General features: G+C 40.4%; 28 protein-coding genes and 12 tRNA genes. 5 read left to right on the top strand and 35 right to left on the bottom strand.

Annotated elements, in window-relative coordinates; translation table 11 throughout:
- Nucleotides 1–208 precede the first annotated feature (208 nt).
- The 13 genes from FBF83_RS18825 to FBF83_RS18885 all read right to left on the bottom strand — a co-directional run bounded on the left by FBF83_RS18825 (nucleotide 209) and on the right by FBF83_RS18885 (nucleotide 1,972).
- Nucleotides 209–285 (bottom strand) — tRNA-Ile (locus tag FBF83_RS18825).
- Nucleotides 286–293: 8 nt separating this feature from the next.
- Nucleotides 294–367 (bottom strand) — tRNA-Gly (locus tag FBF83_RS18830).
- Nucleotides 368–375: 8 nt separating this feature from the next.
- A tRNA-Pro gene (locus FBF83_RS18835) sits at nucleotides 376–452 on the bottom strand.
- Nucleotides 453–473: 21 nt separating this feature from the next.
- Nucleotides 474–550 (bottom strand) — tRNA-Arg (locus FBF83_RS18840).
- 10 nt (nucleotides 551–560) lie between these two features.
- Nucleotides 561–646: transfer RNA gene (locus tag FBF83_RS18845), tRNA-Leu, on the bottom strand.
- 35 nt (nucleotides 647–681) lie between these two features.
- Nucleotides 682–766: transfer RNA gene (locus FBF83_RS18850), tRNA-Leu, on the bottom strand.
- A gap of 7 nt (nucleotides 767–773) precedes the next feature.
- Nucleotides 774–849 (bottom strand) — tRNA-Lys (locus tag FBF83_RS18855).
- 4 nt (nucleotides 850–853) lie between these two features.
- A tRNA-Gln gene (locus tag FBF83_RS18860) sits at nucleotides 854–928 on the bottom strand.
- Nucleotides 929–965: 37 nt separating this feature from the next.
- Nucleotides 966–1,041, bottom strand: a tRNA-Asp gene (locus tag FBF83_RS18865).
- 50 nt (nucleotides 1,042–1,091) lie between these two features.
- A tRNA-Glu gene (locus tag FBF83_RS18870) sits at nucleotides 1,092–1,166 on the bottom strand.
- A 7-nt stretch (nucleotides 1,167–1,173) separates the two neighbouring features.
- Nucleotides 1,174–1,264: transfer RNA gene (locus tag FBF83_RS18875), tRNA-Ser, on the bottom strand.
- 3 nt (nucleotides 1,265–1,267) lie between these two features.
- Nucleotides 1,268–1,342, bottom strand: a tRNA-Asn gene (locus FBF83_RS18880).
- Nucleotides 1,343–1,519: 177 nt separating this feature from the next.
- Nucleotides 1,520–1,972 carry a SprT family protein gene (locus tag FBF83_RS18885; protein ID WP_136948696.1) on the bottom strand — a complete coding sequence of 151 codons (453 nt, stop codon included), beginning with the start codon at nucleotides 1,970–1,972 and terminating at the stop codon, nucleotides 1,520–1,522.
- 100 nt (nucleotides 1,973–2,072) lie between these two features.
- On the opposite strand from FBF83_RS18885, the gene cmpA reads away from it, so the two are divergent.
- Complete coding sequence (gene cmpA, locus FBF83_RS18890; RefSeq protein WP_136948697.1) at nucleotides 2,073–2,186, top strand: cortex morphogenetic protein CmpA; 114 nt, start codon at nucleotides 2,073–2,075, stop codon at nucleotides 2,184–2,186.
- A gap of 9 nt (nucleotides 2,187–2,195) precedes the next feature.
- Here the strand turns inward: cmpA and FBF83_RS18895 are convergent, their stop codons facing one another.
- From FBF83_RS18895 to acpS, 15 genes are all read right to left on the bottom strand, one after another.
- Complete coding sequence (locus FBF83_RS18895; protein ID WP_420875147.1) at nucleotides 2,196–4,370, bottom strand: Tex family protein; 2,175 nt, start codon at nucleotides 4,368–4,370, stop codon at nucleotides 2,196–2,198.
- A 334-nt stretch (nucleotides 4,371–4,704) separates the two neighbouring features.
- Nucleotides 4,705–5,307: a SpoIIE family protein phosphatase gene (locus tag FBF83_RS18900; protein ID WP_136948699.1), complete on the bottom strand. Its 603-nt coding sequence runs from the start codon at nucleotides 5,305–5,307 to the stop codon at nucleotides 4,705–4,707.
- A gap of 2 nt (nucleotides 5,308–5,309) precedes the next feature.
- Nucleotides 5,310–6,101 carry an RNA polymerase sigma factor SigB gene (gene sigB, locus FBF83_RS18905; protein WP_048312986.1) on the bottom strand — a complete coding sequence of 264 codons (792 nt, stop codon included), beginning with the start codon at nucleotides 6,099–6,101 and terminating at the stop codon, nucleotides 5,310–5,312.
- Nucleotides 6,070–6,525: an anti-sigma B factor RsbW gene (rsbW, locus tag FBF83_RS18910; protein ID WP_048313049.1), complete on the bottom strand. Its 456-nt coding sequence runs from the start codon at nucleotides 6,523–6,525 to the stop codon at nucleotides 6,070–6,072. Before rsbW ends, sigB begins: the two co-directional genes overlap by 32 nt.
- 23 nt (nucleotides 6,526–6,548) lie before the next feature.
- Complete coding sequence (locus FBF83_RS18915) at nucleotides 6,549–6,878, bottom strand: STAS domain-containing protein (protein ID WP_048312987.1); 330 nt, start codon at nucleotides 6,876–6,878, stop codon at nucleotides 6,549–6,551.
- A 72-nt stretch (nucleotides 6,879–6,950) separates the two neighbouring features.
- Nucleotides 6,951–7,961 carry a PP2C family protein-serine/threonine phosphatase gene (locus FBF83_RS18920; RefSeq protein ID WP_136948700.1) on the bottom strand — a complete coding sequence of 337 codons (1,011 nt, stop codon included), beginning with the start codon at nucleotides 7,959–7,961 and terminating at the stop codon, nucleotides 6,951–6,953.
- Between the two features lie 15 nt (nucleotides 7,962–7,976).
- Nucleotides 7,977–8,378, bottom strand: coding sequence for an anti-sigma regulatory factor (locus FBF83_RS18925; RefSeq protein WP_136948701.1), 402 nt, complete (start codon nucleotides 8,376–8,378; stop codon nucleotides 7,977–7,979).
- A gap of 3 nt (nucleotides 8,379–8,381) precedes the next feature.
- Nucleotides 8,382–8,738, bottom strand: a complete 357-nt coding sequence (locus FBF83_RS18930) for an STAS domain-containing protein (protein ID WP_048312990.1) — start codon at nucleotides 8,736–8,738, stop codon at nucleotides 8,382–8,384.
- 12 nt (nucleotides 8,739–8,750) lie between these two features.
- Nucleotides 8,751–9,572: an STAS domain-containing protein gene (locus tag FBF83_RS18935; protein ID WP_136948702.1), complete on the bottom strand. Its 822-nt coding sequence runs from the start codon at nucleotides 9,570–9,572 to the stop codon at nucleotides 8,751–8,753.
- A gap of 236 nt (nucleotides 9,573–9,808) precedes the next feature.
- Nucleotides 9,809–10,159, bottom strand: a complete 351-nt coding sequence (gene ndoA / locus FBF83_RS18940) for a type II toxin-antitoxin system endoribonuclease NdoA (protein ID WP_048312992.1) — start codon at nucleotides 10,157–10,159, stop codon at nucleotides 9,809–9,811.
- A gap of 4 nt (nucleotides 10,160–10,163) precedes the next feature.
- Nucleotides 10,164–10,448 carry a CopG family ribbon-helix-helix protein gene (locus FBF83_RS18945; protein ID WP_048312993.1) on the bottom strand — a complete coding sequence of 95 codons (285 nt, stop codon included), beginning with the start codon at nucleotides 10,446–10,448 and terminating at the stop codon, nucleotides 10,164–10,166.
- Between the two features lie 128 nt (nucleotides 10,449–10,576).
- Nucleotides 10,577–11,743, bottom strand: a complete 1,167-nt coding sequence (gene alr / locus FBF83_RS18950; protein ID WP_136948703.1) for an alanine racemase — start codon at nucleotides 11,741–11,743, stop codon at nucleotides 10,577–10,579.
- Nucleotides 11,744–11,910: 167 nt separating this feature from the next.
- Nucleotides 11,911–12,915, bottom strand: a complete 1,005-nt coding sequence (locus FBF83_RS18955; protein WP_240688153.1) for a LolA family protein — start codon at nucleotides 12,913–12,915, stop codon at nucleotides 11,911–11,913.
- 60 nt (nucleotides 12,916–12,975) lie between these two features.
- Nucleotides 12,976–14,508 (bottom strand): NAD(P)H-hydrate dehydratase, encoded by a 1,533-nt coding sequence (locus FBF83_RS18960; RefSeq protein WP_136948704.1) that lies wholly within the window; start codon nucleotides 14,506–14,508, stop codon nucleotides 12,976–12,978.
- Between the two features lie 57 nt (nucleotides 14,509–14,565).
- Nucleotides 14,566–14,925, bottom strand: a complete 360-nt coding sequence (gene acpS, locus FBF83_RS18965) for a holo-ACP synthase (protein ID WP_136948705.1) — start codon at nucleotides 14,923–14,925, stop codon at nucleotides 14,566–14,568.
- 165 nt (nucleotides 14,926–15,090) lie between these two features.
- Between acpS and FBF83_RS18970 the strand changes: the two genes are divergently transcribed.
- Entirely contained in the window at nucleotides 15,091–15,855 is a 765-nt protein-coding gene (locus FBF83_RS18970; protein ID WP_136948706.1) for a rhomboid family intramembrane serine protease, read from the top strand.
- Nucleotides 15,856–15,924: 69 nt separating this feature from the next.
- Here the strand turns inward: FBF83_RS18970 and FBF83_RS18975 are convergent, their stop codons facing one another.
- The 5 genes from FBF83_RS18975 to FBF83_RS18995 form a co-directional block, all read right to left on the bottom strand.
- Nucleotides 15,925–16,695, bottom strand: a complete 771-nt coding sequence (locus tag FBF83_RS18975) for an STAS domain-containing protein (RefSeq protein ID WP_136948707.1) — start codon at nucleotides 16,693–16,695, stop codon at nucleotides 15,925–15,927.
- A complete protein-coding gene (locus FBF83_RS18980; RefSeq protein ID WP_136948708.1) occupies nucleotides 16,688–17,341 on the bottom strand; it encodes a cobalamin B12-binding domain-containing protein in 654 nt (217 codons plus the stop codon). Before FBF83_RS18980 ends, FBF83_RS18975 begins: the two co-directional genes overlap by 8 nt.
- A gap of 55 nt (nucleotides 17,342–17,396) precedes the next feature.
- Nucleotides 17,397–18,839 (bottom strand): PH domain-containing protein, encoded by a 1,443-nt coding sequence (locus tag FBF83_RS18985; protein ID WP_136948709.1) that lies wholly within the window; start codon nucleotides 18,837–18,839, stop codon nucleotides 17,397–17,399.
- The gene (locus FBF83_RS18990; protein WP_136948710.1) at nucleotides 18,829–19,311 is read right to left on the bottom strand and encodes a PH domain-containing protein; all 483 of its coding nucleotides are present in this window, start codon (nucleotides 19,309–19,311) and stop codon (nucleotides 18,829–18,831) included. The genes FBF83_RS18985 and FBF83_RS18990 overlap by 11 nt, the downstream gene beginning before the upstream one ends.
- A gap of 197 nt (nucleotides 19,312–19,508) precedes the next feature.
- On the bottom strand, nucleotides 19,509–20,429 hold the full coding sequence (locus FBF83_RS18995; RefSeq protein ID WP_136948711.1) for a hypothetical protein: 921 nt from the start codon (nucleotides 20,427–20,429) through the stop codon (nucleotides 19,509–19,511).
- Between the two features lie 375 nt (nucleotides 20,430–20,804).
- On the opposite strand from FBF83_RS18995, the gene FBF83_RS19000 reads away from it, so the two are divergent.
- On the top strand, nucleotides 20,805–21,443 hold the full coding sequence (locus FBF83_RS19000) for an O-methyltransferase (RefSeq protein ID WP_240688154.1): 639 nt from the start codon (nucleotides 20,805–20,807) through the stop codon (nucleotides 21,441–21,443).
- A gap of 67 nt (nucleotides 21,444–21,510) precedes the next feature.
- Here FBF83_RS19000 and FBF83_RS19005 read toward each other — a convergent pair whose 3' ends face one another.
- The gene (locus FBF83_RS19005; RefSeq protein WP_136948712.1) at nucleotides 21,511–22,500 is read right to left on the bottom strand and encodes an NADPH:quinone oxidoreductase family protein; all 990 of its coding nucleotides are present in this window, start codon (nucleotides 22,498–22,500) and stop codon (nucleotides 21,511–21,513) included.
- A 130-nt stretch (nucleotides 22,501–22,630) separates the two neighbouring features.
- Here FBF83_RS19005 and FBF83_RS19010 point away from each other — a divergent pair, with 130 nt between their 5' ends.
- Nucleotides 22,631–23,218: a TetR/AcrR family transcriptional regulator gene (locus FBF83_RS19010; RefSeq protein ID WP_136948713.1), complete on the top strand. Its 588-nt coding sequence runs from the start codon at nucleotides 22,631–22,633 to the stop codon at nucleotides 23,216–23,218.
- Between the two features lie 227 nt (nucleotides 23,219–23,445).
- On the opposite strand, the gene uvsE is transcribed toward FBF83_RS19010, so the two are convergent.
- Nucleotides 23,446–24,411: a UV DNA damage repair endonuclease UvsE gene (gene uvsE, locus FBF83_RS19015; protein WP_136948714.1), complete on the bottom strand. Its 966-nt coding sequence runs from the start codon at nucleotides 24,409–24,411 to the stop codon at nucleotides 23,446–23,448.
- A 145-nt stretch (nucleotides 24,412–24,556) separates the two neighbouring features.
- Between uvsE and FBF83_RS19020 the strand changes: the two genes are divergently transcribed.
- Nucleotides 24,557–25,414 carry a DegV family protein gene (locus FBF83_RS19020; RefSeq protein ID WP_136948715.1) on the top strand — a complete coding sequence of 286 codons (858 nt, stop codon included), beginning with the start codon at nucleotides 24,557–24,559 and terminating at the stop codon, nucleotides 25,412–25,414.
- The last annotated feature ends 84 nt before the right edge of the window (nucleotides 25,415–25,498 follow it).

Here is a 25,498-nt window from a genome sequence, read left to right on the forward strand (position 1 = left end):
CCAGCGTTCGTCCTGAGCCAGGATCAAACTCTCCGATAGAAAGCTTAATCTAGCTTTTAAAACAATGTTTTGTTTCCGTAGAAACAACTACTTACATGGCGTTTCGTTCAGTTTTCAAAGATCGATTTCTCTTTCGTTGCTGTTTTCAGCGACCAAATCATCATATCATGTAAGATTTATGCTTGTCAACAACTTTTTTTAGGAAAGATGGTGGGCCTGAGTGGACTCGAACCACCGACCTCACGCTTATCAGGCGTGCGCTCTAACCAGCTGAGCTACAGGCCCATCTTAATTGGAGCGGGTGATGGGGATCGAACCCACGACATCAGCTTGGAAGGCTGAGGTTTTACCACTAAACTACACCCGCGAAATCAATGGTCGGGAAGACAGGATTTGAACCTGCGACCCCTTGGTCCCAAACCAAGTGCTCTACCAAGCTGAGCTACTTCCCGACATTTATTTAAGTAAGAAAATGGTGCGCCCGAGAGAAGTCGAATCCCTAACCTTCTGATCCGTAGTCAGACGCTCTATCCAATTGAGCTACGGGCGCATATTATATTTGGTGCGGTTGAGAGGACTCGAACCTCCACGGGGTTTCCCCCACTAGCCCCTCAAGCTAGCGCGTCTGCCATTCCGCCACAACCGCACATCGTTACTTGATTTAAACTATTATAAAAGAATTGGTGCGGGTGAAGGGACTTGAACCCCCACGTCGTAAGACACTAGATCCTAAGTCTAGCGCGTCTGCCAATTCCGCCACACCCGCAAATAAGTGGTGAGCCATGAAGGACTCGAACCTTCGACCCTCTGATTAAAAGTCAGATGCTCTACCAACTGAGCTAATGGCTCAACATGGCTGGGCTAGCTGGATTCGAACCAGCGCATGACGGAATCAAAATCCGTTGCCTTACCGCTTGGCTATAGCCCAACAATTTATATAATCAGGATTGCTTTTTTAAAGTTAATGGCGGTCTCGACGGGAATCGAACCCGCGATCTCCTGCGTGACAGGCAGGCATGTTAACCGCTACACCACGAGACCTCTATAACTGATTACATATCATGTTGATGAAACAAGTATTAAAAATAAGTTGGTGACCCGTACGGGATTCGAACCCGTGATACCGCCGTGAAAGGGCGGTGTCTTAACCACTTGACCAACGGGCCATAAAAATGGCGGAGAAGGAGGGATTTGAACCCTCGCGCCGCTTGCGCGACCTACACCCTTAGCAGGGGCGCCCCTTCAGCCACTTGGGTACTTCTCCGTTTGGCTCCACAGGTAGGATTCGAACCTACGACCGATCGGTTAACAGCCGATAGCTCTACCACTGAGCTACTGTGGAATAATATGTGTTTTGTCGTCTCCGTTATCGGCGACATTTAATATAATATCGCATCCAGCAATCAAAGTCAACAGTTTTTAATAAATTTCTTAATCTGTTATGTAAGTGATTTGGACACGCTCTCCGAAGAGACTTTATTAATTTACCACATACCTTAAGGAGCGTCAATGACAAGTTTCAAGAAATTTTGCGTAACCTGCCTCTGCACCTGCCGCATACGTATTTCGATGTATCCATTCTTCTCTTTCTCTTATACCTTGTCTTACAGTTTCGACATTCATATAGGTGTTTCCATTTCTCTATTCGCTTTTGACCAGGGACTACCTGACAGTAGCGCGAGCCCCCAACTTGCTTTAGTAATTTTTTAAAGTCCTGATCCTGATGCTTATATCCTTTATGTTGAAGATGTAAATGATAGTGGCAGAGCTCATGCTTAATGATCCCAATAAGTTCTTCCATACCAAATTGATCAAAGTGCTTTTTATTAAACTCAAGATTATGAGAACGCAGTAAGTAACGTCCGCCTGTTGTTCTTAACCTTGAATTGAAAGTTGCAGTGTGATTAAAAGACAGCCCAAACCATTCTTGTGAGATTGATTCGACTAGTTTTTGCAAATCCTCATCCTTCACATTCTCACCTCTTAACTTATTGAACACATACAAGCAGCGTCTCATAAACTAATTTACAACATCATTAAGAAAGTGTCATCTACTAAAGGAGGAGATTCTGATGCCTGTCTGGTTTAAAAGACAGCTAAAGCAAGCATATCTCGATAAAGACCGTCGTCAAATCAAACTATTAAACCAATGCTGGTTTTTTTATAAAAGAAAACACCGCCCCTGAGGGCAGCGCTTATGAAGGATTGAGCATCGTAAGGGCGATTCGCTCTCTTTTTAAATCAACGCTATCTACCCAAACCGTTACAACTTGTCCTACATGGACGACCTCCATTGGGTTTTTCACAAATTTATTCGTTAGTTTCGATATGTGAACAAGCCCATCTTGTTTTACACCTATATCTACAAAGGCTCCAAAGTCCACCACATTACGTACTGTCCCTTCAAGCTCCATCCCCTGCTCAAGGTCTTCCATCTTAAGAACATCCGTTTTTAAAATAGGCTGGGACAGTTCATCCCGTGGATCTCTTCCTGGTTTACGAAGGGAAGCTACAATATCTTCAAGCGTCAATTCCCCAATATCAAGCTGTGCTGCAGTGTCTTTAATTCTGAGAGAGGCAAGTGACTCCACGAGTTTTTCAGAGCCAATATCCTCAGGCTTACAATTCAATTGTGCTAGAAGTGCTTTGGTCACATCATAACTTTCAGGGTGTATTTCTGTTTGATCAAGAGGTTGCTTTCCTCCCATAATCCTAAGAAATCCAATACATTGTTCATATGTTTTAGCGCCAAGTCTCGGCACCTTCTTCAACTGGACACGACTTGTAAACTTTCCTTCTTCATCTCGTTTTTTAACAATATTCGTTGCCACCGCTCGCGACAGACCAGCTACATATTGAAGAAGCGATACCGATGCCGTGTTTACATTAACTCCAACCTGGTTAACTGCCGTCTCAACTACAAAAGTAAGCTGATCATTTAACTTCTTCTGAGATACATCATGTTGATATTGTCCTACCCCAACTGATTTTGGATCAATCTTCACGAGTTCGGCGAGTGGATCCTGAATTCTTCTTGCAATTGAAACCGCAGAACGTTCTTCAACCTGTAGAGATGGAAATTCCTCTCTTGCTAGGTCTGATGCAGAATAAACGCTTGCTCCAGCTTCGTTTACGATTAAATAAGCTAATTCCAAATCCACTTCTTTAATAACGTTAGCAATAAATTGCTCAGTTTCACGAGAAGCCGTTCCATTCCCAATCGCAATCATTTCGATATCATAGTCATTAATCATCTTCTTTACGATTGCCGTCGATTTATCCACCTCTGATCTTGGAGGTGTAGGATAGATGACTGCAACGGTCAACATTTTCCCAGTATCATCTACCACAGCTAACTTACACCCTGTACGATAGGCAGGATCTACACCGAGTACTCGCTTACCTTTGAGTGGAGGCTGCAATAAAAGGTGCTTTAAATTCTCTGAAAAAATATGAATAGCCTGATCTTCAGCTTTTTCTGTTAACTCTTTACGTATTTCTCTTTCAACAGATGGCTGAATGAGACGCTTATAGCTGTCTACCAATGCTTCCTCTAGAAGATCAACACAAGTCTTGTGATGAATATGAATCGTTTTTCTCCTTAGATAATCATGGATTGAATCTATAGGCGGTGTAACGGAAGCACGTATAATTCCTTCTTTTTCACCTCTATTGATTGCTAGAATACGGTGAGGAACGATTTTCGAAATCCCTTCCTCGTACGCATAATACATTTCAAAGATTTGCTTCGGATCATCTTCCTCTGATTTCACAGCCGTTTGGAGAAGACCATATTGAAAGGTCTTTGAACGAATCCACTTTCTAGCTTCAGCATCATCTGAAATCCATTCTGCAATAACGTCTCTCGCTCCCTGAAGAGCGTCTTCAATGGATGTAACATCATTCTCTTCTGATAGAAAGTTAACTGCTTCTTCAGATGGTTCCTGATCTCCCACAGTCATAATCCATTTAGCTAGGGGTTCTAACCCCTTTTCTTTTGCAATCGTCGCTTTTGTCCGCTTTTTTTGCTTATAAGGACGATAAAGATCTTCTACCTCTTGGAGCTTTGTTGCTTTCACAAGTTGTGCCTTCAATTCATCTGTTAATTTATCTTGTTCTTGAATAAGGCGAATCACTTCTTCTTTACGGTTCTCAAGGTTTTGCAAGTAAGTCCATGCTTCCTGGATATCTCTAAGCTGCACTTCATCTAGACCACCAGTAAGTTCCTTACGATACCGCGCTATAAAAGGGACCGTATTACCACCATCTAAAAGAGTGATCACTTCTCGCACACTGCGCTCCGCAATATTCAAGTTTTGTGCTACTTTATGAAAATGTTCCGCCTGTTGTTTGTCTGCCGTAATTCCCAAAACCATTCCTCCTTAGGAGCATTTCAATAATAGTATAAGTTTACCGAATAAAAGGTCTCGTTAAAAGTCCTCCTTAATAAAATGGTTCTTTTTGTAAACATTGTTGCTATAAGAATGGATGTGATTTCCGCTTCAGCTAAGTTTGGTTCTTTACACAATCTTTTTCAAAAGCAACAATCTTTGAGAAAAGAACCATTATAATAGAGATAACATCCATTCTCGGCTCACAGAAACATATTGATACCACGTACAATGAGTCTAAATCACGCAATGAATTAAGTCCCGCCTATGATCAAAACAAAAAAGCTCTTCCCTATAGATGAGGAAGAGCTTTTTAAACGGTTTTCCCTACAAGCAGGGTAATGTCGTCATTTGTTGACGGAAGTGAATCTGTTAAATGTTGAAAGGACTCTTGTACTGAATCAAAACGAGCAACCATTGCATAGTTTTTTGAACTGATTTGGACGCCGTCAGAATATGTGACGAATGAAGATCCTGATGGATAATCAATTGTTTGTACCTTTACTTTCTGAAGCTTTCCAGATAAATATCCAGAGTATGAAATCGGGCGATTAATGCGTCCGTCGGGTAGATAGATGATTAAGTTAATATTGCCGATGCCGCTAAATTCCATCTGTCTAGTTTCCAGATCAAGCTTAAAAACAGACAGAACGCAACCTCGCTTCCCTCTCATCTCTTCGTTTGCACGTTTCATTAAAGATTCAACATCTTCATCTTGATGCTCTTTTACTACATTAATAGCTGCGAGAGATGAATCTTTAGCCATATCTCCACTTCCAAGACCATCAGCAACTGCACAAATAAAATATTCAGAGGTCTCCGCTACATAATAGCTATCTCCACACATCTGATTGCCAGCTTTTGGTTTCTGATAAGCTGCTACAGTGAGCTGTTTAAAATCATGATGGTGAATCATAGCTAGAAGGCCTCCGTAGGTTCTATCCGAATGGCTTGTCTAAGTTTCTCAAGTGCTCTACGCTGCAAACGGGATACGTGCATCTGTGAAATACCTAGTTTCTCTCCAGTTTCTTTCTGGCTCATGTTCTCGAAATAAGTACAATTGAGAATTTCCTGTTCTCGCTCCGTTAGAACAGCGAAGGCTTTCTTAAGAAGCATTTGCTGATCAACTAAATCAAAACCTTGCTCTTGATCACCAACAAGATCCAAGAGAGTTACTGTACTACCTTCCTGGTCAGCTTCAATTGAACTATCTACTGACAGCGCCTGGTAGCTCTTGCCCATTTCCATCGTCTCAAGGACTTCTTCTTCAGAAACGTTCAAGTACTCAGCAAGCTCATCAACCTTAGGAGAACGTTGCAATTCATTTGTTAGTTCTTCAACGGCCTTCTTAATACGTGGACCGAGCTCTTTAATTCTTCTTGGTACATGAACACTCCACGTTTTATCACGAATAAAACGTTTAATTTCACCAACAATTGTTGGAACAGCAAACGATTCAAAGCTTCTACCAAACTCTGGGTCATAGCGACGCAGGGCGGCTAGCAATCCGATCATCCCAACTTGTGCTAGATCATCATGTATGCTTTTCCCTTTGGAAAACTTACGTGCAAGTGATTGAACAAGATCCTGATACCTTTCAACTAGTTTCAGTTGAACGACTTCATCAGTAGGATCGTTCTGATATTGTTCAATCCACTCATATACTTCATTGTTGTTATTATTGCGGGGATGAGGAGATTGTGTCGGCATCTACTTCCACCCCATCTCTATGGAGAAACTTCGTCATCATAACAACTACTCCGTCCTCTCCACTGATTTCCACTTTATCCATCAGCGATTCAATCAGAAAGAGACCTAGTCCTCCCTCACTGAGTTGTTCCACAGACTTATCACTATCAACCGGCCCTAACTTCTCTGAAACCTTTGTGTAATCGAAGCTTTGACCACGGTCAAGTACCATCATTTCAAGACGGTCTTCATAGATTCCAAAACCAATTGTAATTTGTCCCTTTTCATCTTCCTTATAGGCATGATTAACTGCATTCGTACACGCTTCTGATAGGGCAATTTTAATGTCTTCAATTTCATCATACGAATAACCCATACGGTTTGCGATACCAGACACCGTTAATCTTGTAACACCAACAAACTCTGCCTGAGCAGGGATTTTCATTTCAACGAAATCTGAAATGTTAATCACTTGGATCCCCCCTTTACGTCTTCGATATCGATCACTTCATCAAGACCTGTGATTTCAAAGAGACGCTGAACGCGTGAAGTCATACCAGTCAATTTAATCGAGCTACCGTGCTCTTTAGATGATTTAAGTGCACCTACGAACACACCTAATCCAGTGCTGTCCATATAGTTAACATCACCAAGATGAACTAGCGTTTCGTGACCTTCTTTTCCGGTTAGCGGAAGCAAAGCTTCGCGTAGCTGTGGTGCTGTATAAGCATCTATTTCTCCAGCTATATGTAAATGATGTGTATTCTCATGATCTTCTTGTTTGATCTGTAAATTCATAACATTACCCCCTGTAGGTTGTTCAAATAATAAATAATATCATTATTTCCTTATTCCACTAGCTGAGAAAAGTTAAACCTCTCGTCGCAAAATTACCAGTGTGAAGTCATCACGAAGTTCAAACTCTTGTAACCGCTCAAGCTCTCTATACACTTCATCTACGATTTCCTGAGCTGAAAGGTGAATATATTTACGAATCATTGCAACAATCTCATCTCGCTCAATAAAACCATCACTAGAACGACACTCCGTTACACCATCAGATAGCATAATAACCATATCATTCCCATGTAAGACACGCTGATATTCCTGATATGATGTTTTTTTAGAAACACCAAGAACTAGTCCTTTTGTAAATAACTCTTCAAATTCATCTTTCTCTGCATCGTAAAAAAAGCCCGGCTCATGACCGGCGCCAGCATAATAAAATGAATGGACCCTTGGATCGTACAATCCGTAGAACATTGTAATAAACATATTAGGATCTACATTTTGCTCTACCACTCGATTAAGGTTCTCAAGAACCGCTCCTGGTTGCATACGCTGTTCAGGTGCACTATCCATTGTGTATTTAATCATGCTCATACATAAAGCTGCAGGGATACCTTTTCCGATTACATCAGCAATTGCTACACTCATGCAATTATTTTCATCCTGAACAAAATGGTAGTAATCCCCGCTCATCTTCTGAGCAGGCTTACTAATGGCACCAATATCAAGACCATTGACATCAGGCTTATCACCCGCCAACAACGTTTGCTGCATATTAGCAGCAATTTCAATTTCTGATTCAAGCTGTTGTTGACGGCTTCGAAGACTCTGATGCTCCCTATATGCAAATCCATAACCAATCATCATCTCTAACAAAAAATCATAAGAGTTTTTAAGTGGCTGAGGAATATCAGGAAATAGTTCTTCAAGTACACTCACATGAAGGCTAACAGCTTCTTCAGGGGAAATTTTTTGTTCAATCATTTTCCTGCTAAACTGCTGTCCTTTGTAAAGCGTTTGCTCTGACTGCTCTTGTAAATAGTTCTCTAAAATAGATTTGTATTTTTGATATTGAAGATCTCGGTCATCCATAGTGGCCTATCCTCCTTAACGGAGCCATTTAATAGAAGTTATAATTGTTCCTTCATTTTCTTTCGAATCAATCGTAAACTCGTCCATTAAGCGTTTAACACCTGGAAGACCTGCTCCAAGACCACCCGAGGTGGTAAAACCATCTTCCATTACTTTCCTTATGTCTTTGATTCCAGGACCTGAGTCAGACGCTTCGATTTTAAGTCCTAATTTACCACCGTTTTCCACACGTTCAATGGCAACTTCGCCATTTCCAGCATAAAGGTATATGTTACGTGCGAGTTCGGAGATTGCAGTTGTAATTCGCGCCTGGTCGACTGTGCCAAACCCGAGTTCTTTAGCAATATTTCTACCCGACTGCCTCGCCTTAACTATATCCCATTCATTTCGAACTTCCACACAGGATTGGATATTCATAGCTTATCCCCCCAATTCCTGTTGTAATTTCTCTAACCCCTGTTCTAAATCTAATGCAGTTGGGACATTCTTCATCATGATGCCGAGATCAATCAACGTTATTGCTACAGCAGGTTGAATTCCTGTAAGCACCACTTTTGCCCCCATTAAATTCGACATGCGTACAACATCACCTAGTACTTTGGCGATAAATGAATCAATCATATCGACAGATGTCAGATCAATTACAACGCCTTTTGCTCCTGTCTCATGAATCTTTTCGAGCAAATCCTCCTGAAATTGAAGTGCTGTTTTGTCATCAAGGTCTACCTGAATTGTAATTAACAAATATTGATTTAGTTTCAATATAGGAATCCGCATGGTCTTCCCCCCTTACTCAAGCTCAATCATTTTTCGTTTAGTCATTTCTAATGCCGTTTTCATACCTTTAAATAACGTACTCTTGGTTGGGAATTGTCCGAGGTCAATTCCAAGATTGACGATCGTTTGAGCAATCTCAGGTCTAATACCAACTAGAATACATTGTGCTCCAACAAGGCGGACAGCTTCAGCTGCCTGGATAATATGGTGTGCAACCATTGTATCCACTACAGGAACACCAGTAATATCAATAAGAACTACTTGAGATCTATGTTTAATAACACCAGTCAACAGATTTTCCATTATAAGTTTCGCACGTTCTGTATCAATGGTTCCAATGAGTGGCATTACACTGATATTCTCAAAAACCGGAATAAGAGGTGCCGATAATTCTTGAAGAGCAACTTTCTGAATCGATACTGTATTCTCCCAATTCTTAGCACTCTCATTGATTAGCTGATTAACAATTGGATCAATCCAGCGATCAATTTCATCGTACATGGCGAACACTTTTTCATTTGACTGATTGGCATCTAGAAGGACTGCCAGAATTATACGGCGGAAATTTTGCAACCCTTGCGTAATATAGCTAAGTCTCCACCCTATCTTCATTAAATGTTCAGCAAACTCTGTCATGCGATCTGTTGGCTTATGAACATTTTGTTCAATATGCGTATAAATAATTTCAAACAATTCTTGGTTTGTTTCCTCGTAAGCTTTATCAGTTATTGACTGTAGCCGGTGTTCATCCCGTACTTTTTCCATCTCGTCCATCCATCTGGTGTAAATACGTTCACGGCTTTCATTCAATAATTGTATGACTAACTTGTCCATCTTGCTCCTCCCTACAATCTTACTGCGTTCATTTATCTTCTCATTGCAAAGTAATCCTCGCAATCATTATGCTTTCCCAAATTTAGCACATCACATCATTTTAATCTTAACACACTTTTCGACACAACTAGAATATTCCCTGCCATACCTCATACGAAAAGCATCAAAAAATTCTTTGAGTATACAAAAAAACTGCTCATAGGAGCAGCTTCGCTTGGTTACTATTCTATGCGTTTTCAAAAATCAATAAGTCCTAGGCTGATCTGCAAGGCTTCTTGCACCCGTTGCATCATACCCTCATCAAGGTGAGTGATCTTATCAGTTAGACGCTGTTTATCAATGGTACGTATTTGTTCTAGCAATATAACCGAATCCCGTTCAAACCCATACCGCTTGGCATCAATTTCCACATGTGTGGGAAGCTTCGCTTTTTGAATTTGCGCAGTAATTGCGGCAACAATGACAGTAGGACTAAAACGATTCCCAATGTCGTTCTGAATAATCAAGACAGGCCTTACGCCACCCTGTTCAGAACCTACAACAGGAGAAAGGTCAGCAAAATACACATCACCTCGTTTGACAATCAAGCCATTACACCCCGCTTACTAAGCGGTCCACGGTGTGCTCTGCTTCCTCCTCAACAAGAAAGGCTTCTGCTGCAAGGTTCAAGTTAATCTTAGCCATCTCCATGTACCCCTGGCGCATGGCATCACGAATTTGTCGCTTTTTGCGTTCGCGAATATACATTGTCGTGGCCTGTGATATGAACTCGTTACGATCGAGCTGTTCCTGTTGAATGATACCATCCACCTCATTTAAAATATGTTGTGGGAGAGTTACAACAATCGATTTTTTGTTTGCCTCTGACACAAACATACACCTCCGAAGCACTGCTACTCATATTGTATTCCACCATTAATCTTACCATTGCAGACGACGCATTGCAAAACAACTTTCCACAAGACTATTTCATCATATTCTTGCAAAATCCTTCTTTTATTTTACTATTTTTTTAAAATTGTATTCATTACGCCTTTTTTTTCTCCATTTTCACGAAAAATTCTCGGAACGCGCGGCCCGATCATACAAGGAATTTCATAGTTTATCGTCTCAAGTCGCTCAGCAATGTCATCTATTGTAATTTCTTCTGTGCCTTGTTGACCTATAAGTGTCACATGCGTTCCAATAGCAGTCGCTGCTGGGAGTCGAACCATAAACTGATCCATACAAATACGACCGACAATGGGTGCTTGTTCACCATTTACTAGGACATACCCATCACGCAACTTGCGGATCCAACCATCTGCATAGCCTATTGGAACTGTTCCAATCCATTCGCCTTCAGTCGTATGGTAAGTCGATCCATAGCTTATCGGCTCGCCTTCTTTCATTTGCTTCACATTAACAAGTTGACTATGAAGACTGAAAGCAGGATTGAGATTAAAAGGTTGAACCGATTTCATTTCCTGTGAAGGACTGAGACCATACATGGAAATACCAACACGTATCATATTCCCAATACGTTCAGGTATTCTGACGGCTCCTGCACTATTGCCTAGATGGATCAGGGTAGGATGGATGCCTTCCGCTTTTAAATAGGAGGCCATTTTTTCAAACCTATTACGTTGCGTTTCAATAAATGGATTATCTGGTTCATCCGCTGTTGCAAAGTGTGTATACAGTCCTTCCACTCTAAAAGAAGGTTTCTTTCTTAAACACTCTACTATCAGTTTAGCTTCCTTTTCTTCCTTTATACCTAGTCGTCCCATTCCGGTGTCGATTTTCAAATGAATAGTAAGAGACAAACCATTCAAATTAGCTTCTGCCTGCTCAATCCATTCTAATTGAAACACAGTCAGCGTGATGTCCTGTTCTGCTGCCAATCTGGCATGAACCGGCGGGACCCAACCAAGTACTAGAATTGGTGCAGTTACCCCTTCCTTACGGAGCATAAGCGCCTCATCGAGAATCGCTACTGCTAGATAAGTTGCACCTGACTGTAATGCCGTCTCAGCTGTCGCAACTGCACCATGCCCATAACCATTCGCTTTTACGACTGCCATTATCGAAACATCTGATGGAACATAGTTTTTATAAGCAACGATATTTTGTTTAATGGCATCAAGATTAATCTCTGCCCATGTCTCTCGATAAAAAGGTTGATTCTCCATACTTTATTTCCTCCTGAAAACAAATCACTCTGCTTTCTATTTTAGGAGTTTTTAAGAAAATCGCAAGCGTAACTATTTAAAGTACGCCAATAACGTTAGCCTCTATTTCATGAGCCAATTAACTTCTAAAGAAGGTTCAGCCGTCACAGCTGAACCTTCTTGGAGTGTTATTTAATTTCTGTGGTACCATACACAGACCTTGCAACAGAGACCAATTCCTCTATTGATAGATCATCTGAAGCAAGGAAGAAGTCAACCCCGTTATGGTTCCAGGTAACTGTCGACTCTGTCATAATTCCCATTGTGAAACCAAGGTCGACCGGTTCTCCTTCACCCACTGATACAGGTGCACTTGTCTCTAGTGCAGCTTCACTCTTTTCTTCAATTAATGTGAAAGATTTTTCACCAGTGAAAGTTAATATCACTTTATCCTTCGCTACTTCTTTCTCGTCTGTAAGCCCCGTCCCTTGAGGCTCATACATTGGGTAAACGACTTCAAAAGGCTCATTGGTAGCGGCAATGACTGGCACTTCAAGCTGAGCTGCTGTCATGTTTCGCTCCATATCGAAAGCACCTTTGTCGAATGAAGCATTAAATTTCATATTGGAGAATTCAATGTTCACTAACGGCTTCATATCCTGATTCATAATTGTTACTTTCTCTGGAGCAAGATCCTTCTTATTTAGCTTAATTGATTGCTTAGATAAGTTTTTGTTTTGATAGTTTGTTTTTGTAGTGAAGACATAGTCATTATCTTTTGCTTCAAATCCAGCGCTTGAATCATTTAAAATATCAGAAACGAGCGTATTGTAGAGGTAAGCTTGGCTACCGTTCTCAGGCCAATTGCTTTGGAATCTGAAACTTTTATTAAGAGCTGGCGTAAGCACAAACACACCTTCATCATTTCTTAAAATGATTTGGCTTTGCTCTTTCGTTGCATTTTTCAATTCTACTCGATAATAAGATGGCTTCTGATACCAAATCTCTACATCGTAACGTTGAGGCTCTTCCCCTGTTTCAAGTGTCATCTTAGCATTCACTTTATAGCTGTCCATTTCATTTAACTTTTTATCCAAAGCATCCACTACGTCCTGCTGACTTTTCTGTCCACAACCAGCAAGGGCAACAAGCATCAGTATTCCGATAAGTAAAACAGAACCGAACCTTTTCACTATATCCAACTCCTTTGCCTCATTTAAAACGACAAAGGAGGTTCCTGTACGGTGAAAAACCTATCCGTGGTTTTGCTCAAGAAATGAATGCAGAACAGCTGGTATAGTTGCAATAACGTCGGTTGCCAATACGTCCAGGGTTGAATGGGCTGTTTGAACCAGGGTATCAGCCGCTTTACCGTGAACAAAAACGGCGTTGCTTATCCCTTCTTGAATGGATTGACTATGCATTACAAAAGCGAGTATCATTCCAGTCAGCACATCACCAGATCCACCTTTTGCTAAAGCTGGATTACCTGTTGTGTTGACGAACTGACTTCCATCAGGTGTGGTCACAACTGTATAAGGACCTTTTAAAACAAGATATACACCATACTCACGTGCAAACGACCGAGAGATTTCGAATCGTCGACTTTGAATATCTTGAATAGAAAATCCAGTCAGCCTTGCCATTTCTCCTGGATGTGGAGTTAAAATAGTCGGTGACTTTCTTGCTTTCAATTCATCCTTCAGTTCACTCAAATGATAGAGCGCATCAGCGTCCAGAACGAGAGGTACTTTCGTTGCTAGCGTAGCCTTGACGACCTTGCTGCACCCCACTTCTCTTCCAAGACCAGGCCCAATCGCGATACCGTCGAATTCAGAAAGGTCACCTGACACATCTCCAGAGAAATGACCATTATCTGAAGACCACCCTTGAAACATCGCCTCTAACATAGTACTTGTTACTAGTGAAAGGATATTATCTGGCACAGCGACCTGTATTAAACCCGCTCCACTTCGATAGGCAGCTTTTGTTGACATTACAGGTGCTCCAGCCATTCCCCTTGATCCGCCAATCACCAGACCTTTTCCATGGCTTCCTTTATGGGAGGATGACGTTCGATCGATAAGTGTACGCATAACATCTGGTTCAAGCCAGAGTTTTTTGTGTAAAGCTTTTGAAAAAGCGTTTCGGGGCAGCCCAATATCAATCACTTCTAGTTCTCCATAATAATCAGCATCAGGGTAAAGGAAGGCTCCTAACTTCGGGCACTGAAGTGTAAAAGTTCTGTCAGCATTAATAGGCTGGTTATCACCTTCGAACCCTCCATTAGCATGTAAGCCACTTGGCACGTCGACAGAAATAACCGTAGCAGACGACTGGTTTACTTTCTGTACAACTTCATCATATGGTGAACGAATTACTCCTGATATGCCAAGACCTAACAGACAATCGACTATAACGGTATACTTCGCAAGATTTTGTTGAAATGCTTCTCCATCTTTATATGCATTCCACTCATAAGACAAGCTAGTATAAATGCCAAAATGAGTACCCGCATCTCCCTTCACATTTGATTGTTGAGGGATCACCCATACATCAACATTGTACCCACTCTCTTTTAAGTATCTTGCAAGAACAAAGCCGTCTCCTCCGTTATTCCCTGAACCAATTAACACAGCAATCCGTTCATTCTTGTGAATTCTGCCCTTCATCGCTTCAAAAAGTGCTTTTCCTGCGTTTTCCATAAGCAGTACGCCACTTAAACCAATCTCCTCCATGGTAAACCGGTCCGCTTCATACATTTCTTCTCCGGATACGATTCTCACAACAGGTCCCTCCTGACCGTGGTAAAATATATGAGGCAAATCAGCAAGTTATGCAGACTAGCTTGACGAGCTCTCGATAATGATTTGCGATACTGCATGTTGCCTCGTATGTGAAATTGTAATATGTATGCGTTCACCTTCGCTTAGTGTTTCAATATAAGGTGCACCTTCTGGGGACTTTTTGATTGTGATATCCTGAAAGCTCAGTTTCCCAATACCTGTCCCCCTCGCTTTCGCATAAGCTTCTTTAGCAGCAAACCGACCAGCAAGAAATTCCACACTTCTATGTCCACTAAGTTTGCTATACTCCTCTTGCTCACTACTTGTCAGAATTCGCTCTGGAAAAGAAGGGTTCCTCTCAACAGCTTTCTGAATCCGATCTAGTTCAATCAAGTCAATTCCAATTCCTATAATCATGAAAAACCTCCTTAGTACTAACTCATTAGGATTTAGCATAAAGTTATCAATAGTGCTCAAGTTGAAAGCTATGCTAAACTAGTAAGAAATATATGAGACAGTTATTTGTCTTTAAGTACCGATTTCCTTCGTACATTTAAATTTTCTAGTAAAGGTGGTAAACATATGTTTGTGCGAAATGAAGATTTTCGCTCATTTATCCGCTATTATCCTATCATTTCCATACTTATTGGTATACATATCCTCCTCTTTATTATGGTAAACCTTTTTGGGATGTTTTCCATTTTCAATTTAGGAGTAGGATCCAATCGTGCAATTGAAGCAGGGCAGTACTGGAGACTTGTCACACCGATCTTTCTACACGGCGGTTTTGCTCACGTGTTGTTTAACTCTTTCTCACTCTACCTTTTTGGTCCTGCTCTAGAGCAAATGCTCGGTAAAATAAAGTTCTTAATTGGCTACTTCGGTGCTGGCATCATTGCAAACATCGCTACTTTTTACCTGCAGGATAGCACGTTCAGTCATGTTGGTGCGTCAGGTGCGATCTTTGGCTTATTTGGAATCTATTTCTATATGGCCTTCTACCGAAAAGAGCTAATCGATCAGGCAAACTCCCAGCTGATTTTAATGATTCTTGGGATTGGTCTTGTCATGACGTTCATTAGCCCTAACATTAACATTCTCGGTCATTTATTCGGCTTCCTTGCCGGTGCAGCACTAGCACCTATTCTTCTCATAGGAGCCACGCCTTTTATTAACCGTGGTATGATTCGCGTTCGGCGGGCACCAGATACTAGTGGAGATATCCGCTTTAAACCTAACAGATGGCAGAAACGTAGAATTCGTTCAGGTTCTGGCACAGGAGGCAAGATCATCTGGGGAATTTTCATTGTTCTCGTAGCCCTTGGTTTTCTCGCTCGTTATTTCTAATAAACAAAATCGCATCTCAATAAGAAATACGAAAAAACCGGTGATTTGAATACACAATCACCGGTTTCTTTATTCCAATGGGGAAATCATATAATACTGAATAGCGTCTTTTAAACTACCCTTTATATCGAAGTTCTGGTTTAATTCAAAGTCAAGGTCTAACAAGTTAAACGCATGTGATGGCTTTAAACCACATAACACTGGTGTGACACCAATCACACTGACCATATTACAAAATGAGCGCAAAGCTTGAGGCCCGCTCTCTTCTACTTCTCCAATACCACTAAAATCAATAATAACGTGATCATAACCCCCATTGCGAAGTGAATAAAGCAGTTCATTCTCATTTACTTCAAATAACACCTGTTCGAGCGTTCCGAATAAAGGTATAACCCCGATAGTTGAAGTGATTGGCAGGAAAGGACTAGATAATTTCTTGATTCTTGTGAGCGCTACTTCTAGCTCTTCCTTTTTATCAAGCAAATCAAAATTGGTTTCTGATAACCTTTCTCTCTGCTTTTGAATCGACCCAGCAAGCTTTGCAATTCTTTGGTCCTGCTTAACACAAACAATCTGTGCTACTCCTTCTTTTGACCATTTTGCATACACAATATATAGCGAATGAGGAGAATGTATCGTGTTCAACACCAACTCAATCTCTACTTCCTTTTCTAGAGGTGTCAGGTACTTCTTAGCCTTCGTCCTGCTGTCCTGGTCGACAAGCTGTAGAAAAGAAGTGGAAGAAGAAAACGATTCGGTGGCTAGTTGTGACTTCTCAATAATTTCTAGATTGTCGTCAACGATAAACGCGGGGAGTGGATGTTTCCTAATATCAAACATGATTGTGCTCTCCACCCTTCCGATCTTCTAACCATAAACGTATCTGCTCGAGATCTGGAACTAATAACGTATGCTTAGAGCAATACTTTGATAAGTCATACTGTGCAGCAAGTCTACCACCAACTAACACTTCAGGAGTCTTTTCTAACCCTTCAAGCTCTGTCACATAGTGGTTAAGTCGCTCAACATGAGACATAATTGAAACAGAGATTCCTACGACGGACGCATTCCATTTCTCAACCGTATCAATGACATGCTCAAGCGGTAAATTTGCTCCGAATAATTTTGTTTGCCAACCGTACTCTTGAAAAAGTAACGAAATCATTTTCAATCCTAAATAATGTTGCTCTTGTTCAATACAAAGAAATACCGCACGTGGACCGTCTGTTGTAGTACTCGAAATCTTTTTAGAATAGGCATATCGAGAAAGCACATAATCACAGGTTGTCGTAGCAAGATGCTCATCTGCTACAGAAATTTCATTTTCTTCCCATAGCTTTCCTACTCGCTGCATGGCTTTCGTTAATACTTCATAAGTTAGATGGCTATTTTCCATCAGACTCTTTAGCTCTTCAATTCTTTCCCACGCTCTATCCTGATCACCTTCAAGAAAGTCATCTGTTAATTGTTTTATATCAATTGTCATTCTTTCACCTCTCCTTCTTCTGAGACTAATACCGTAAACTCTCTTTAGGATCTATCTATTCGTCATGTTCCATTTCAATAGAATGGTCACTCGATTCATTAGAATACCAATCCAGAAGTAAATGTCCATCAAACTGCTCAATATCTCTTACTCGAAATTGTTTACCAGCAAAGCTTGAGAGAATCGATAGTTGAAATGTTGTAAGTAAACGTCGTTTTTGAAAATAAGTAGTTTGCATCTCCATAGCCTGAATTCTCCTTCGCGCTACGTAAACTTGCGTTCTGCCAATTTGTCTGAACTGCAAGAGCGCAATCCCTTTCTTTACACTCCACCCAGCATCGCGATAATGCAAATAACCAATTAGGCTAGCAAGTGGAATTAATAGAATTGACAAGTAGCCATATGGAAAGAAATAGCTAAGCGCAACTACAGGTATAAGCATAGGAAGAGTAAATCGAATCATATACCTTCGTCTCGCACGAATCGAAAGAGATTTCACCTCGTTATGAATAGGAATCTCTGGTAGCACCTCTTCAAGAAAAGACCTAATATGTTTACGCTTCATTAGAGGGTACATAACGGTTGAGAATTGTTCATCTTTACCACCGCCTCCGCCACTCTCTACGTAAATTGCAGCATAACCAAAAGGCTGGCGTAGAAGACCTTCTACAACTCTAATTGCTTGAATTCTTTGGACAGGTATTGTTAATTGTCGCTTTTCTAGAACACCTCGATGAATAATCAAATCACTGTCTTGACGAGAAAAAACGAAACCTCCGTATTTTAATACCGTTCCTACCACTGAGAATAGCCATGACAAGATAAGAATAAAAGCCACACTGAACAGAATGAGTGGAATTGTTGCATCCAAAACAGTTTCTGTTGCTCTAGTATAGAATTCATCAGGTATAAGGTTATCTAGTTGTGAACCAATCGCTGCTACAAAAGAGAGAACGACGCCTATTCCACCTGAGGTTGATGCTGCTATAAGAAGCTGACGCCACGTTAATTTATACTTTAAAACAGGAGTTACTTCTTCAATATTTTCTTCTATTGTACTTTTCTTGTTATACAACTCTTCTTTTAATCGTTCTGCATCAAGACGACTTAACGCCGGCATAACGACCTCAGGTTCGCCGCCTCCACCAGCCGTCTCAATTTGAACTTTAACTAGTCCAAAGAGACGTTGAATAACACCTTGAGAGAAATCGATGGATTGGATCCTTTCTCTAGGAATAAATCGCTTTTTGCGAAAAATAAAACCTTGATGAATTCTTAATTCATTATTTTGTACTTGATATGTATAGAAAAGCCAGCTCATAACACCATTTAAAAGCGTGAAAACAAGTAGTCCTCCAATTGCGATAAAATGCCACCAGGAATAGCCACCCCGTCCAACAAAAACGAAAAAGATGAGTGGAAGCGCAGCCTCCCTGATAGAGCTAATGAAAGATAGAAGCATTGCTACAGGATGAAGACGCTTGCGATCAAACATCATCTTCTGCCATCCTCGCAAGAATTGAAATTCGATCCCTTAGTTCGTCTGCTATTTCATTAGAAAGAGCTGGTATCTCGTGTGTTGTCGCTGCGGTTGAAATGGTAACAGACGATAGCTGATTTGCACGTAACAACGGTCCTTGCCTCGTATCCACATGCTGAACTCGAACCATTGGTATCAAGGTTCGTGTGACCGTAATCACACCATGCTTTAACTCTACTTCATGCTCGCTTACTTCATAACGCCACTTTCTCCACCTAAGTTTAGGAAGAACCCAGACTTGTAGAATTGTAAATACAATCACTAGAAGACAGCTTACTACTAAAACCCAATAAGGTATTGCGTGAACGTATAAGTGTATTGTAAATAAACCAGCAAGAATTAACATACTTACAAAAGATACAATCCCACCTGTAATTCGCCAAACTTTTAACCCTTTTGGATCAATTTTCTTCGAAGGTTCTGGTCGCATTCTTTTCCTCTCTTTCACACTTCTAATGAAATAACTCATGTTCTTTCAATTAGTATAGCATTGTTGCAGATCACCTTCTATCTTCACACTTTATTAAAAACTCAAGTGCTTTCATCCTCTATTTCCCTCAATCTTTTCGTTTCACTAACAACAAAAAAACCTGAGCATATTCTGCTCAAGTTCATTATTTTCTTTTATCAAAAGTGATTCGAAGCATAGGGCCGTTCTGCTTCTCTCATACTAATTATTTCTTTTTCCTCATGATCCCAAATCGCCAAAACTTTAGATTCTGTATTATAGAACGTTAAGTTTTGTTCCGTACATTTTAATAACTCGCTACTTGGGATAGGGAATTTTTCCTGCTGACCGGTTTTGGGGCAAATGTATACGAGCTGATCACTTTTCCCCGTTCTACCGTTTATACCATGGACAATTAATAAACCATTCCATGAGTGAATAGTACGCGGAGAGAAATCAAGCTTAAACGAACTTTTTATTTGAAAATCATCATCAAGAAGAAGAATCTGATCTTGTTGAGCAGAAGAGATCGATAGCGCTGCCACATATAAACCTTCATCTGCTATCATCATGTTAACAGGTGAATATCCTTCTTCAAGGGGAGTGACCTTTTTACCTGTATCTCCGAAAGTGGTTAAAAGGGCTTCGTCTCCTTCAACGTGGTATGACGATACAATCAGCTGGTTTCCTTTACGCTTAAGATCACAGAAGATCCCTTTTACATGCCACTGATGCGTCATACGCGGATCGTCCTTTGCGAACTCGTAAATCCAGCCATTCCATTCTTCACCTTCACACGCAATACAAACTGAATCAGGATACTCATAGAAGCTTGGTTTTCCGTTTACCTGAAAGGTTCTCAATTGAGCAAGGCTGTGAACAAAAACATAAACTTCAACATGGTTCGATGACAGCTGTTTAGTGAACCAATAATTCTGATTCGAATCTCTGACTACATTAGAAAAACCTTCATCACTTGCAATTGGTAGTTTAGGTACATTTACCTGCTTAGTGGTATAAGCAGCGATAGAAGTGTCATAATCATCAGACTTTAGTGCTTTGTTCCCTTGCTCAAGCGGCATTGTAAACTCCCCTTTCATATTCAGCTGCCTTCTTCCGTTCAAGCAAGTAGGAAAAAGGATGGACTTTTATAACCGATCCTTGCTGTTAGTACTAGTTTAACAAACAATTGACCAAGGGGGTATTGGGAAATAACAATATCTTTCGTAGGATTAATGGCGTCTTTTGTTTCCTACTTTCCCAAGTCTCCCTACCCAAACAAGGACTTTAGTCCTGAATACACTCACATTAAATAGAACTAATTTACATTTTTGTGCTTCGATTGTTAATTCGGCGTTCTTTTCACTATATTTATTCCTCCTTTCCCTATTCAACATTGCTTAAGTCTTGACAGTCCATATCCACTGCATAACAATGAAAACGAATGGACAATTAATAGGAAGGATGAGATCTGCTTGGCTAGTAATCACGATGAGTATATTCGCAATCTTTTTGGTAATGAAGACACAGCATTACAAACCGTTAATGAAAGCATTCGAAAAAACGGAATGCCTGCCATTTCAGTTCAGCCAGAAGTTGGACGCTTCCTTTCCCTACTTGTAAGTATTAAAAAACCAAGAAATGTTATGGAAATAGGGGCACTAGGTGGCTATAGTGGGATTATGCTTGCAGGTGCACTAGAGAATGAAGGATCTCTAACTTCGCTCGAGTTAGAACAATCTTACGCTACTGTAGCTCAAGATAACTTAACAAAAGCAGGTCTTGGAGATAAGGTGAAATACGTAATTGGACCAGCACTTCAGAACATGGAATCTCTGCTTAGTGCAGGACAGCAATATGATTTCTTCTTTATTGATGCAGATAAAGTAAACTACTCTAATTATCTAGATATGGCTTTGAAGCTTGCATCACCAGGTGCTGTGATCGTAGCAGACAATACCCTTCAGGGAGATCGTGTTTTCGATGAGGACGTGAAGGACGAAAATGTAGAAGCAATCCGAACGTTTAACAATAGAATGGCAAACGATGATCGCATCGAAGCCATTATGCTCCCACTTTGCGACGGTCTTACGATTGGGAGAGTAAAAGCCTGAGCATTCAGCAACATACAACTTCAACCCAAAAAAAACAAAGAAGAGAGAGCATTGCTCCCTCTTCTTTCTAGTATTTCACGATTGTTCTACCACGGATTTTTCCACTTAATATTGAGTTTAATACTTCAGGAAGTTCCTCAAGTGTCACTTCATTATGGATCGCCTCAAGGTGTTCTGTAGGCTTATATTCATTCGCAGCCTTTTCCCAAATTACTTTTCTTTTTTCCATAGGACAAGAGACGGAGTCAATGCCCAGCAGATTAACGCCTCTTAGGATAAATGGAAAGACAGTAGTCGGAACTTTCGGACCACCGGTCAGCCCGCTAACAGCCACAGCTCCTCCGTACATTGTGTTACTTAATACTGCTGCAAGAGTAGAACCACCGACAGGATCTATTGCACCTGCCCATTTTTGCTTACCGATTGGTTTAAATCCTTCAGGAGCCACCTCATCTCGACTTAGAATAGTCGTTGCCCCCAGTTCCTTAAGGTACCCATGTTCAGATTCTTTGCCTGTACTTCCAACAACCTCGTATCCTTTTTTAGCAAGCATCGCTATGGCCATACTTCCAACTCCACCTGTAGCACCGGTCACGAGGACTGGACCTTTATCAGGTGAGAGACCACCTTGCTCAAGTTGATAGATCGAAAGTGCAGCTGTAAATCCTGCTGTTCCATAGATCATGGCTTCTTTCAAAGAAAGACCCTCTGGAAGTGGCACAATCCATTCTGATTTCACTCTTGCGTATTCACTAAATCCACCAAAATGAGAAACTCCAAGTTCATAGCTCGTGACAATAACTTGATCTCCCTCTTTCCAATCTGGGTGCTCGGATTCGGTCACAACACCAGCTAGGTCAATACCCGGAACATGTGGGTATTCCTTTACGATATTACCTTTAGGGTGTGTGGCTAATCCATCCTTATAATTCACACTAGAATACTGAACTTTTATCAGAACGTCACCAGCAGGAAGTTCCTCTTTTGTTAATCCTTTTACTGAAGTTTTTGTATCATCGTCAATTTTATCTACTACTAAAGCTTTAAATGGTTCCATTACAAAAATCCTCCTTTAAACGTTAGTTCGATACTACAATAGCAGAAATTATTCTGACCGGTCAATTAATCTGAATTCTTTTCTCTCAATTATAGGTTGTGTATAATAAATTTGTAAGGAGTTGTGATCGATGAGTCAAAAGACAGAGTTACGACGAAAACAAATTATTAAGGCGGCCTACCAAGCGGTTGCAGATAAAGGGTATGAGACTGTAACACTTCAGGATATTGCTAATTATGCTGATGTTAGTAAAGGGGTTCCAAATTATTACTTTCAGAACAAAGAAGATGTCCTAGCACACCTTCTTGAAGAAATAACTGAGCGAATTTACCAAAAAGAAAAAACTGCTGTCGTGAACGAGACATCTTTTCAAGATATGCTTCAGGCTTATATTGAGGCTGTTTTTATTAACCCTCGGGAGAACAAGAAATTCTTTAAAGTGTATCTCGATTTTCTCGCTCAGGCCACAAGAAACGAACGATATCGTGAAATTAATGCACTCTTCTATCAAAACTGTTCTTCCATTAGCAAAATGATTTTAGTTCGTGGCGAAAGCGAAGGTCATTTCCATAATAGAAACCACGATGATGACGGAAAAACAATTAGATCAATGATTGATGGCTATATGATTCAATGGTTGATGACAGGTGATGATAAGAAGCATGAAACGTATAAAGAAAGCTGTTTAAAAGCCATTACAAATTATTTAACAAGCTAAAATCTACCCATTCTCTCGAAACTGTCTAACCTTCTTTTCGTATAAAGAGTGCCTCTTCGGACACGCTAACATCAAGTAAAGGAGGGGATCTTTTTGGCAAAAGAGAAGAAACGCGGTATGAAGAAAGAACTTGCCCAAGCTGTTGAGCAAGCCAATCAAACAAACCCTACAACAAAACAAAGAAGCAAAAAAATCACAGAATAAAACCGGGCGAGTTTGCCCGGTTTTTATTTTAATTTAAATGTAGACCCATCGATAATTTCAACGTCATTCCTCTTCTTGATCTCATCCATTAGTCGAAACAGGGCAGCATCTTTTTGCTTCGCTTCAATCATGCAGTCAATCTGTGGGGTGCTACCTTTCACTTCATTTAGAAATTGAAAAAACAGATCAACATCTATGTAATCAGCATGACTACGAAATTCCTTATCGCTTTTTGGTGATGAGATGTGCATCTTTACAGGTAAAGGAGATCCATTCCAAGTATCTACTACTCTTGCCCAGTGATTTGCCCACTCCTCTGTTTCATGACATGCAAGATGGTGATGATAATCGAAAACCATTGGCACATTCAACTTCTCGCACAAATAGAGCGTATCAAGTAGCGTAAAGGTTGTATCATCATTTTCAAGGATAATGGTTTGCTGTATTTTTTGTGGGGTATACATCCAATTATGAATGAAACGCTCAAGCGATTTTTCCTTATCTTTGTACCCTCCACCAACGTGTAATACGCAGCGATGCATTGGGTCTATACCCATTCCTTCTAAAAGTCTTACATGTAGAGCAAGCGTAGCTGTTGAGGCTTTGAGAATTTCTTTTTTTGGAGAATTCAATAACACAAAATGATCAGGATGAAAGTCCACACGCATCTCTTCTTGCTTCGCAAAGTCACCTAGCTCTTTTAACTCACTCGTTAGGGGTTTAAGGTAATTCCAATCGTTCAATTCCTCATGATTTGCAAGCGGAATCAACCTTGAACTAAAACGAAAAAAATGTATGTCATTGCCTTTGTTATGCTTAAGAAGGCGGAGACAATTTTGCAAATTTGATTTAGCGATTCTCTCAAGCTTACGAATCGCTGCATCTCTATTTTCTAGCTTCTGAAATTGGGCAAATGTCATCGTTTGAGAAGGCGAGCTGTTTACAAGCTCCATACTCATTGCAACATAGCCAAGTCGAATAATTGTCATTCACATCTCACCTCACAGAAATTCTTCTATTAGACTGTCCAATGAAGGTTCATTCAATGAGTGATATAACATCTATTTCGTGTTAAGACATGGTACAATAGAAATAATACCTGGATGCGGGTAATTTGAATAAAGGGGTAATTGTATGGCAACTCAAATTATTACGGACAGCAGTATTGACTTCCCTGAAGAACTGCTAAATGAATTAAACGTTAAGGTGGTTCCACTTAATCTTCTCTTTGGTGACAAAGAATACAAAGCTGGAGTTGATCTTGATTCACCAACGTTTTATCAAAAATTACAAGAATCAAAAGAGCTCCCTAAGTCCTCTGCCCCATCACCACAGGACTTTCTTACAAAATATGAAGAAACCAGCCCGGAAGATAAAATTCTTGTTATAGCCCTATCTGAATCATTAAGTAGCACTTATGATAACGCTGTTTTAGCAAAGAAAATGTTCCATGAGGAACATCCTGATCGGATTGTAGAAGTGATTAACGCAAAAACAGCCTCATCAGGTCTTGGTATTATTGTGTGTCATGCTGCTGAAATGGCTCGTGACGGTGAGAGTTTTGAGTCAATTGTTAAACAAGCTCATGAGTATACAGAAGATACGCTAACCATGTTTCTACTCGATACATTAGAGAACGTTATTAAAGGCGGAAGACTTGACCGTGTTCGAGGAACAATTGCCTCAGCACTTAATATCAAGCTACTAATGAGAGCAAGCAATGAAGACGGATCACTCGAAGTACTTGATAAAGTCCGAGGTAACAAACGTGCAGTGCGTGAATTCATCAAGAAAATTGGAGAGTATGGTCATAACCTTGAAGACAAGGTCATTGCCGTAGCACACAGCAATTGCGAAGACAAAGCCAAAGCGCTAGTCGCACAAATTCAAGAACGATACAAATTTAAGGATGTTATCTTATCTACAATGGGACCACTTATTGGAACATATGCAGGTGAAGGCGCATTACTTGTAGCATTTAAAAAGAAATAAATAAATTTAGAAGGCTCTTTTCTTGAAGAATGTTGTTTTTGAAAGAGGTTTTGTATAAAAAACCACACATTGAAGTTGATTGTA

Source organism: Guptibacillus hwajinpoensis (assembly GCF_005144865.1).
GTDB lineage: Bacteria > Bacillota > Bacilli > Bacillales > Guptibacillaceae > Guptibacillus > Guptibacillus hwajinpoensis_A.

Coding starts and splice junctions, on each gene's coding strand:
- FBF83_RS19010 (WP_136948713.1), top strand. CDS start 22,631: ATGAGTCAAAAGACAGAGTTACGACGAAAACAAATTATTAAGGCGGCC.
- FBF83_RS18935 (WP_136948702.1), bottom strand. CDS start 9,572: ATGGACAAGTTAGTCATACAATTATTGAATGAAAGCCGTGAACGTATT.
- FBF83_RS18945 (WP_048312993.1), bottom strand. CDS start 10,448: ATGTTTGTGTCAGAGGCAAACAAAAAATCGATTGTTGTAACTCTCCCA.
- acpS (WP_136948705.1), bottom strand. CDS start 14,925: ATGATTATAGGAATTGGAATTGACTTGATTGAACTAGATCGGATTCAG.
- cmpA (WP_136948697.1), top strand. CDS start 2,073: ATGCCTGTCTGGTTTAAAAGACAGCTAAAGCAAGCATATCTCGATAAA.
- sigB (WP_048312986.1), bottom strand. CDS start 6,101: ATGCCGACACAATCTCCTCATCCCCGCAATAATAACAACAATGAAGTA.
- FBF83_RS18930 (WP_048312990.1), bottom strand. CDS start 8,738: ATGCGGATTCCTATATTGAAACTAAATCAATATTTGTTAATTACAATT.
- FBF83_RS19005 (WP_136948712.1), bottom strand. CDS start 22,500: ATGGAACCATTTAAAGCTTTAGTAGTAGATAAAATTGACGATGATACA.
- FBF83_RS18990 (WP_136948710.1), bottom strand. CDS start 19,311: ATGCGACCAGAACCTTCGAAGAAAATTGATCCAAAAGGGTTAAAAGTT.
- FBF83_RS18900 (WP_136948699.1), bottom strand. CDS start 5,307: ATGATTCACCATCATGATTTTAAACAGCTCACTGTAGCAGCTTATCAG.
- FBF83_RS18985 (WP_136948709.1), bottom strand. CDS start 18,839: ATGATGTTTGATCGCAAGCGTCTTCATCCTGTAGCAATGCTTCTATCT.
- uvsE (WP_136948714.1), bottom strand. CDS start 24,411: ATGACAATTATTCGACTTGGCTATGTTGCAATGAGTATGGAGCTTGTA.
- FBF83_RS19020 (WP_136948715.1), top strand. CDS start 24,557: ATGGCAACTCAAATTATTACGGACAGCAGTATTGACTTCCCTGAAGAA.
- FBF83_RS18920 (WP_136948700.1), bottom strand. CDS start 7,961: ATGGATGACCGAGATCTTCAATATCAAAAATACAAATCTATTTTAGAG.
- FBF83_RS18915 (WP_048312987.1), bottom strand. CDS start 6,878: ATGAATTTACAGATCAAACAAGAAGATCATGAGAATACACATCATTTA.
- FBF83_RS18980 (WP_136948708.1), bottom strand. CDS start 17,341: ATGACAATTGATATAAAACAATTAACAGATGACTTTCTTGAAGGTGAT.
- rsbW (WP_048313049.1), bottom strand. CDS start 6,525: ATGAAAATCCCTGCTCAGGCAGAGTTTGTTGGTGTTACAAGATTAACG.
- FBF83_RS18970 (WP_136948706.1), top strand. CDS start 15,091: ATGTTTGTGCGAAATGAAGATTTTCGCTCATTTATCCGCTATTATCCT.
- FBF83_RS18975 (WP_136948707.1), bottom strand. CDS start 16,695: ATGTTTGATATTAGGAAACATCCACTCCCCGCGTTTATCGTTGACGAC.
- FBF83_RS18925 (WP_136948701.1), bottom strand. CDS start 8,378: ATGAATATCCAATCCTGTGTGGAAGTTCGAAATGAATGGGATATAGTT.
- FBF83_RS18995 (WP_136948711.1), bottom strand. CDS start 20,429: ATGAAAGGGGAGTTTACAATGCCGCTTGAGCAAGGGAACAAAGCACTA.
- alr (WP_136948703.1), bottom strand. CDS start 11,743: ATGGAGAATCAACCTTTTTATCGAGAGACATGGGCAGAGATTAATCTT.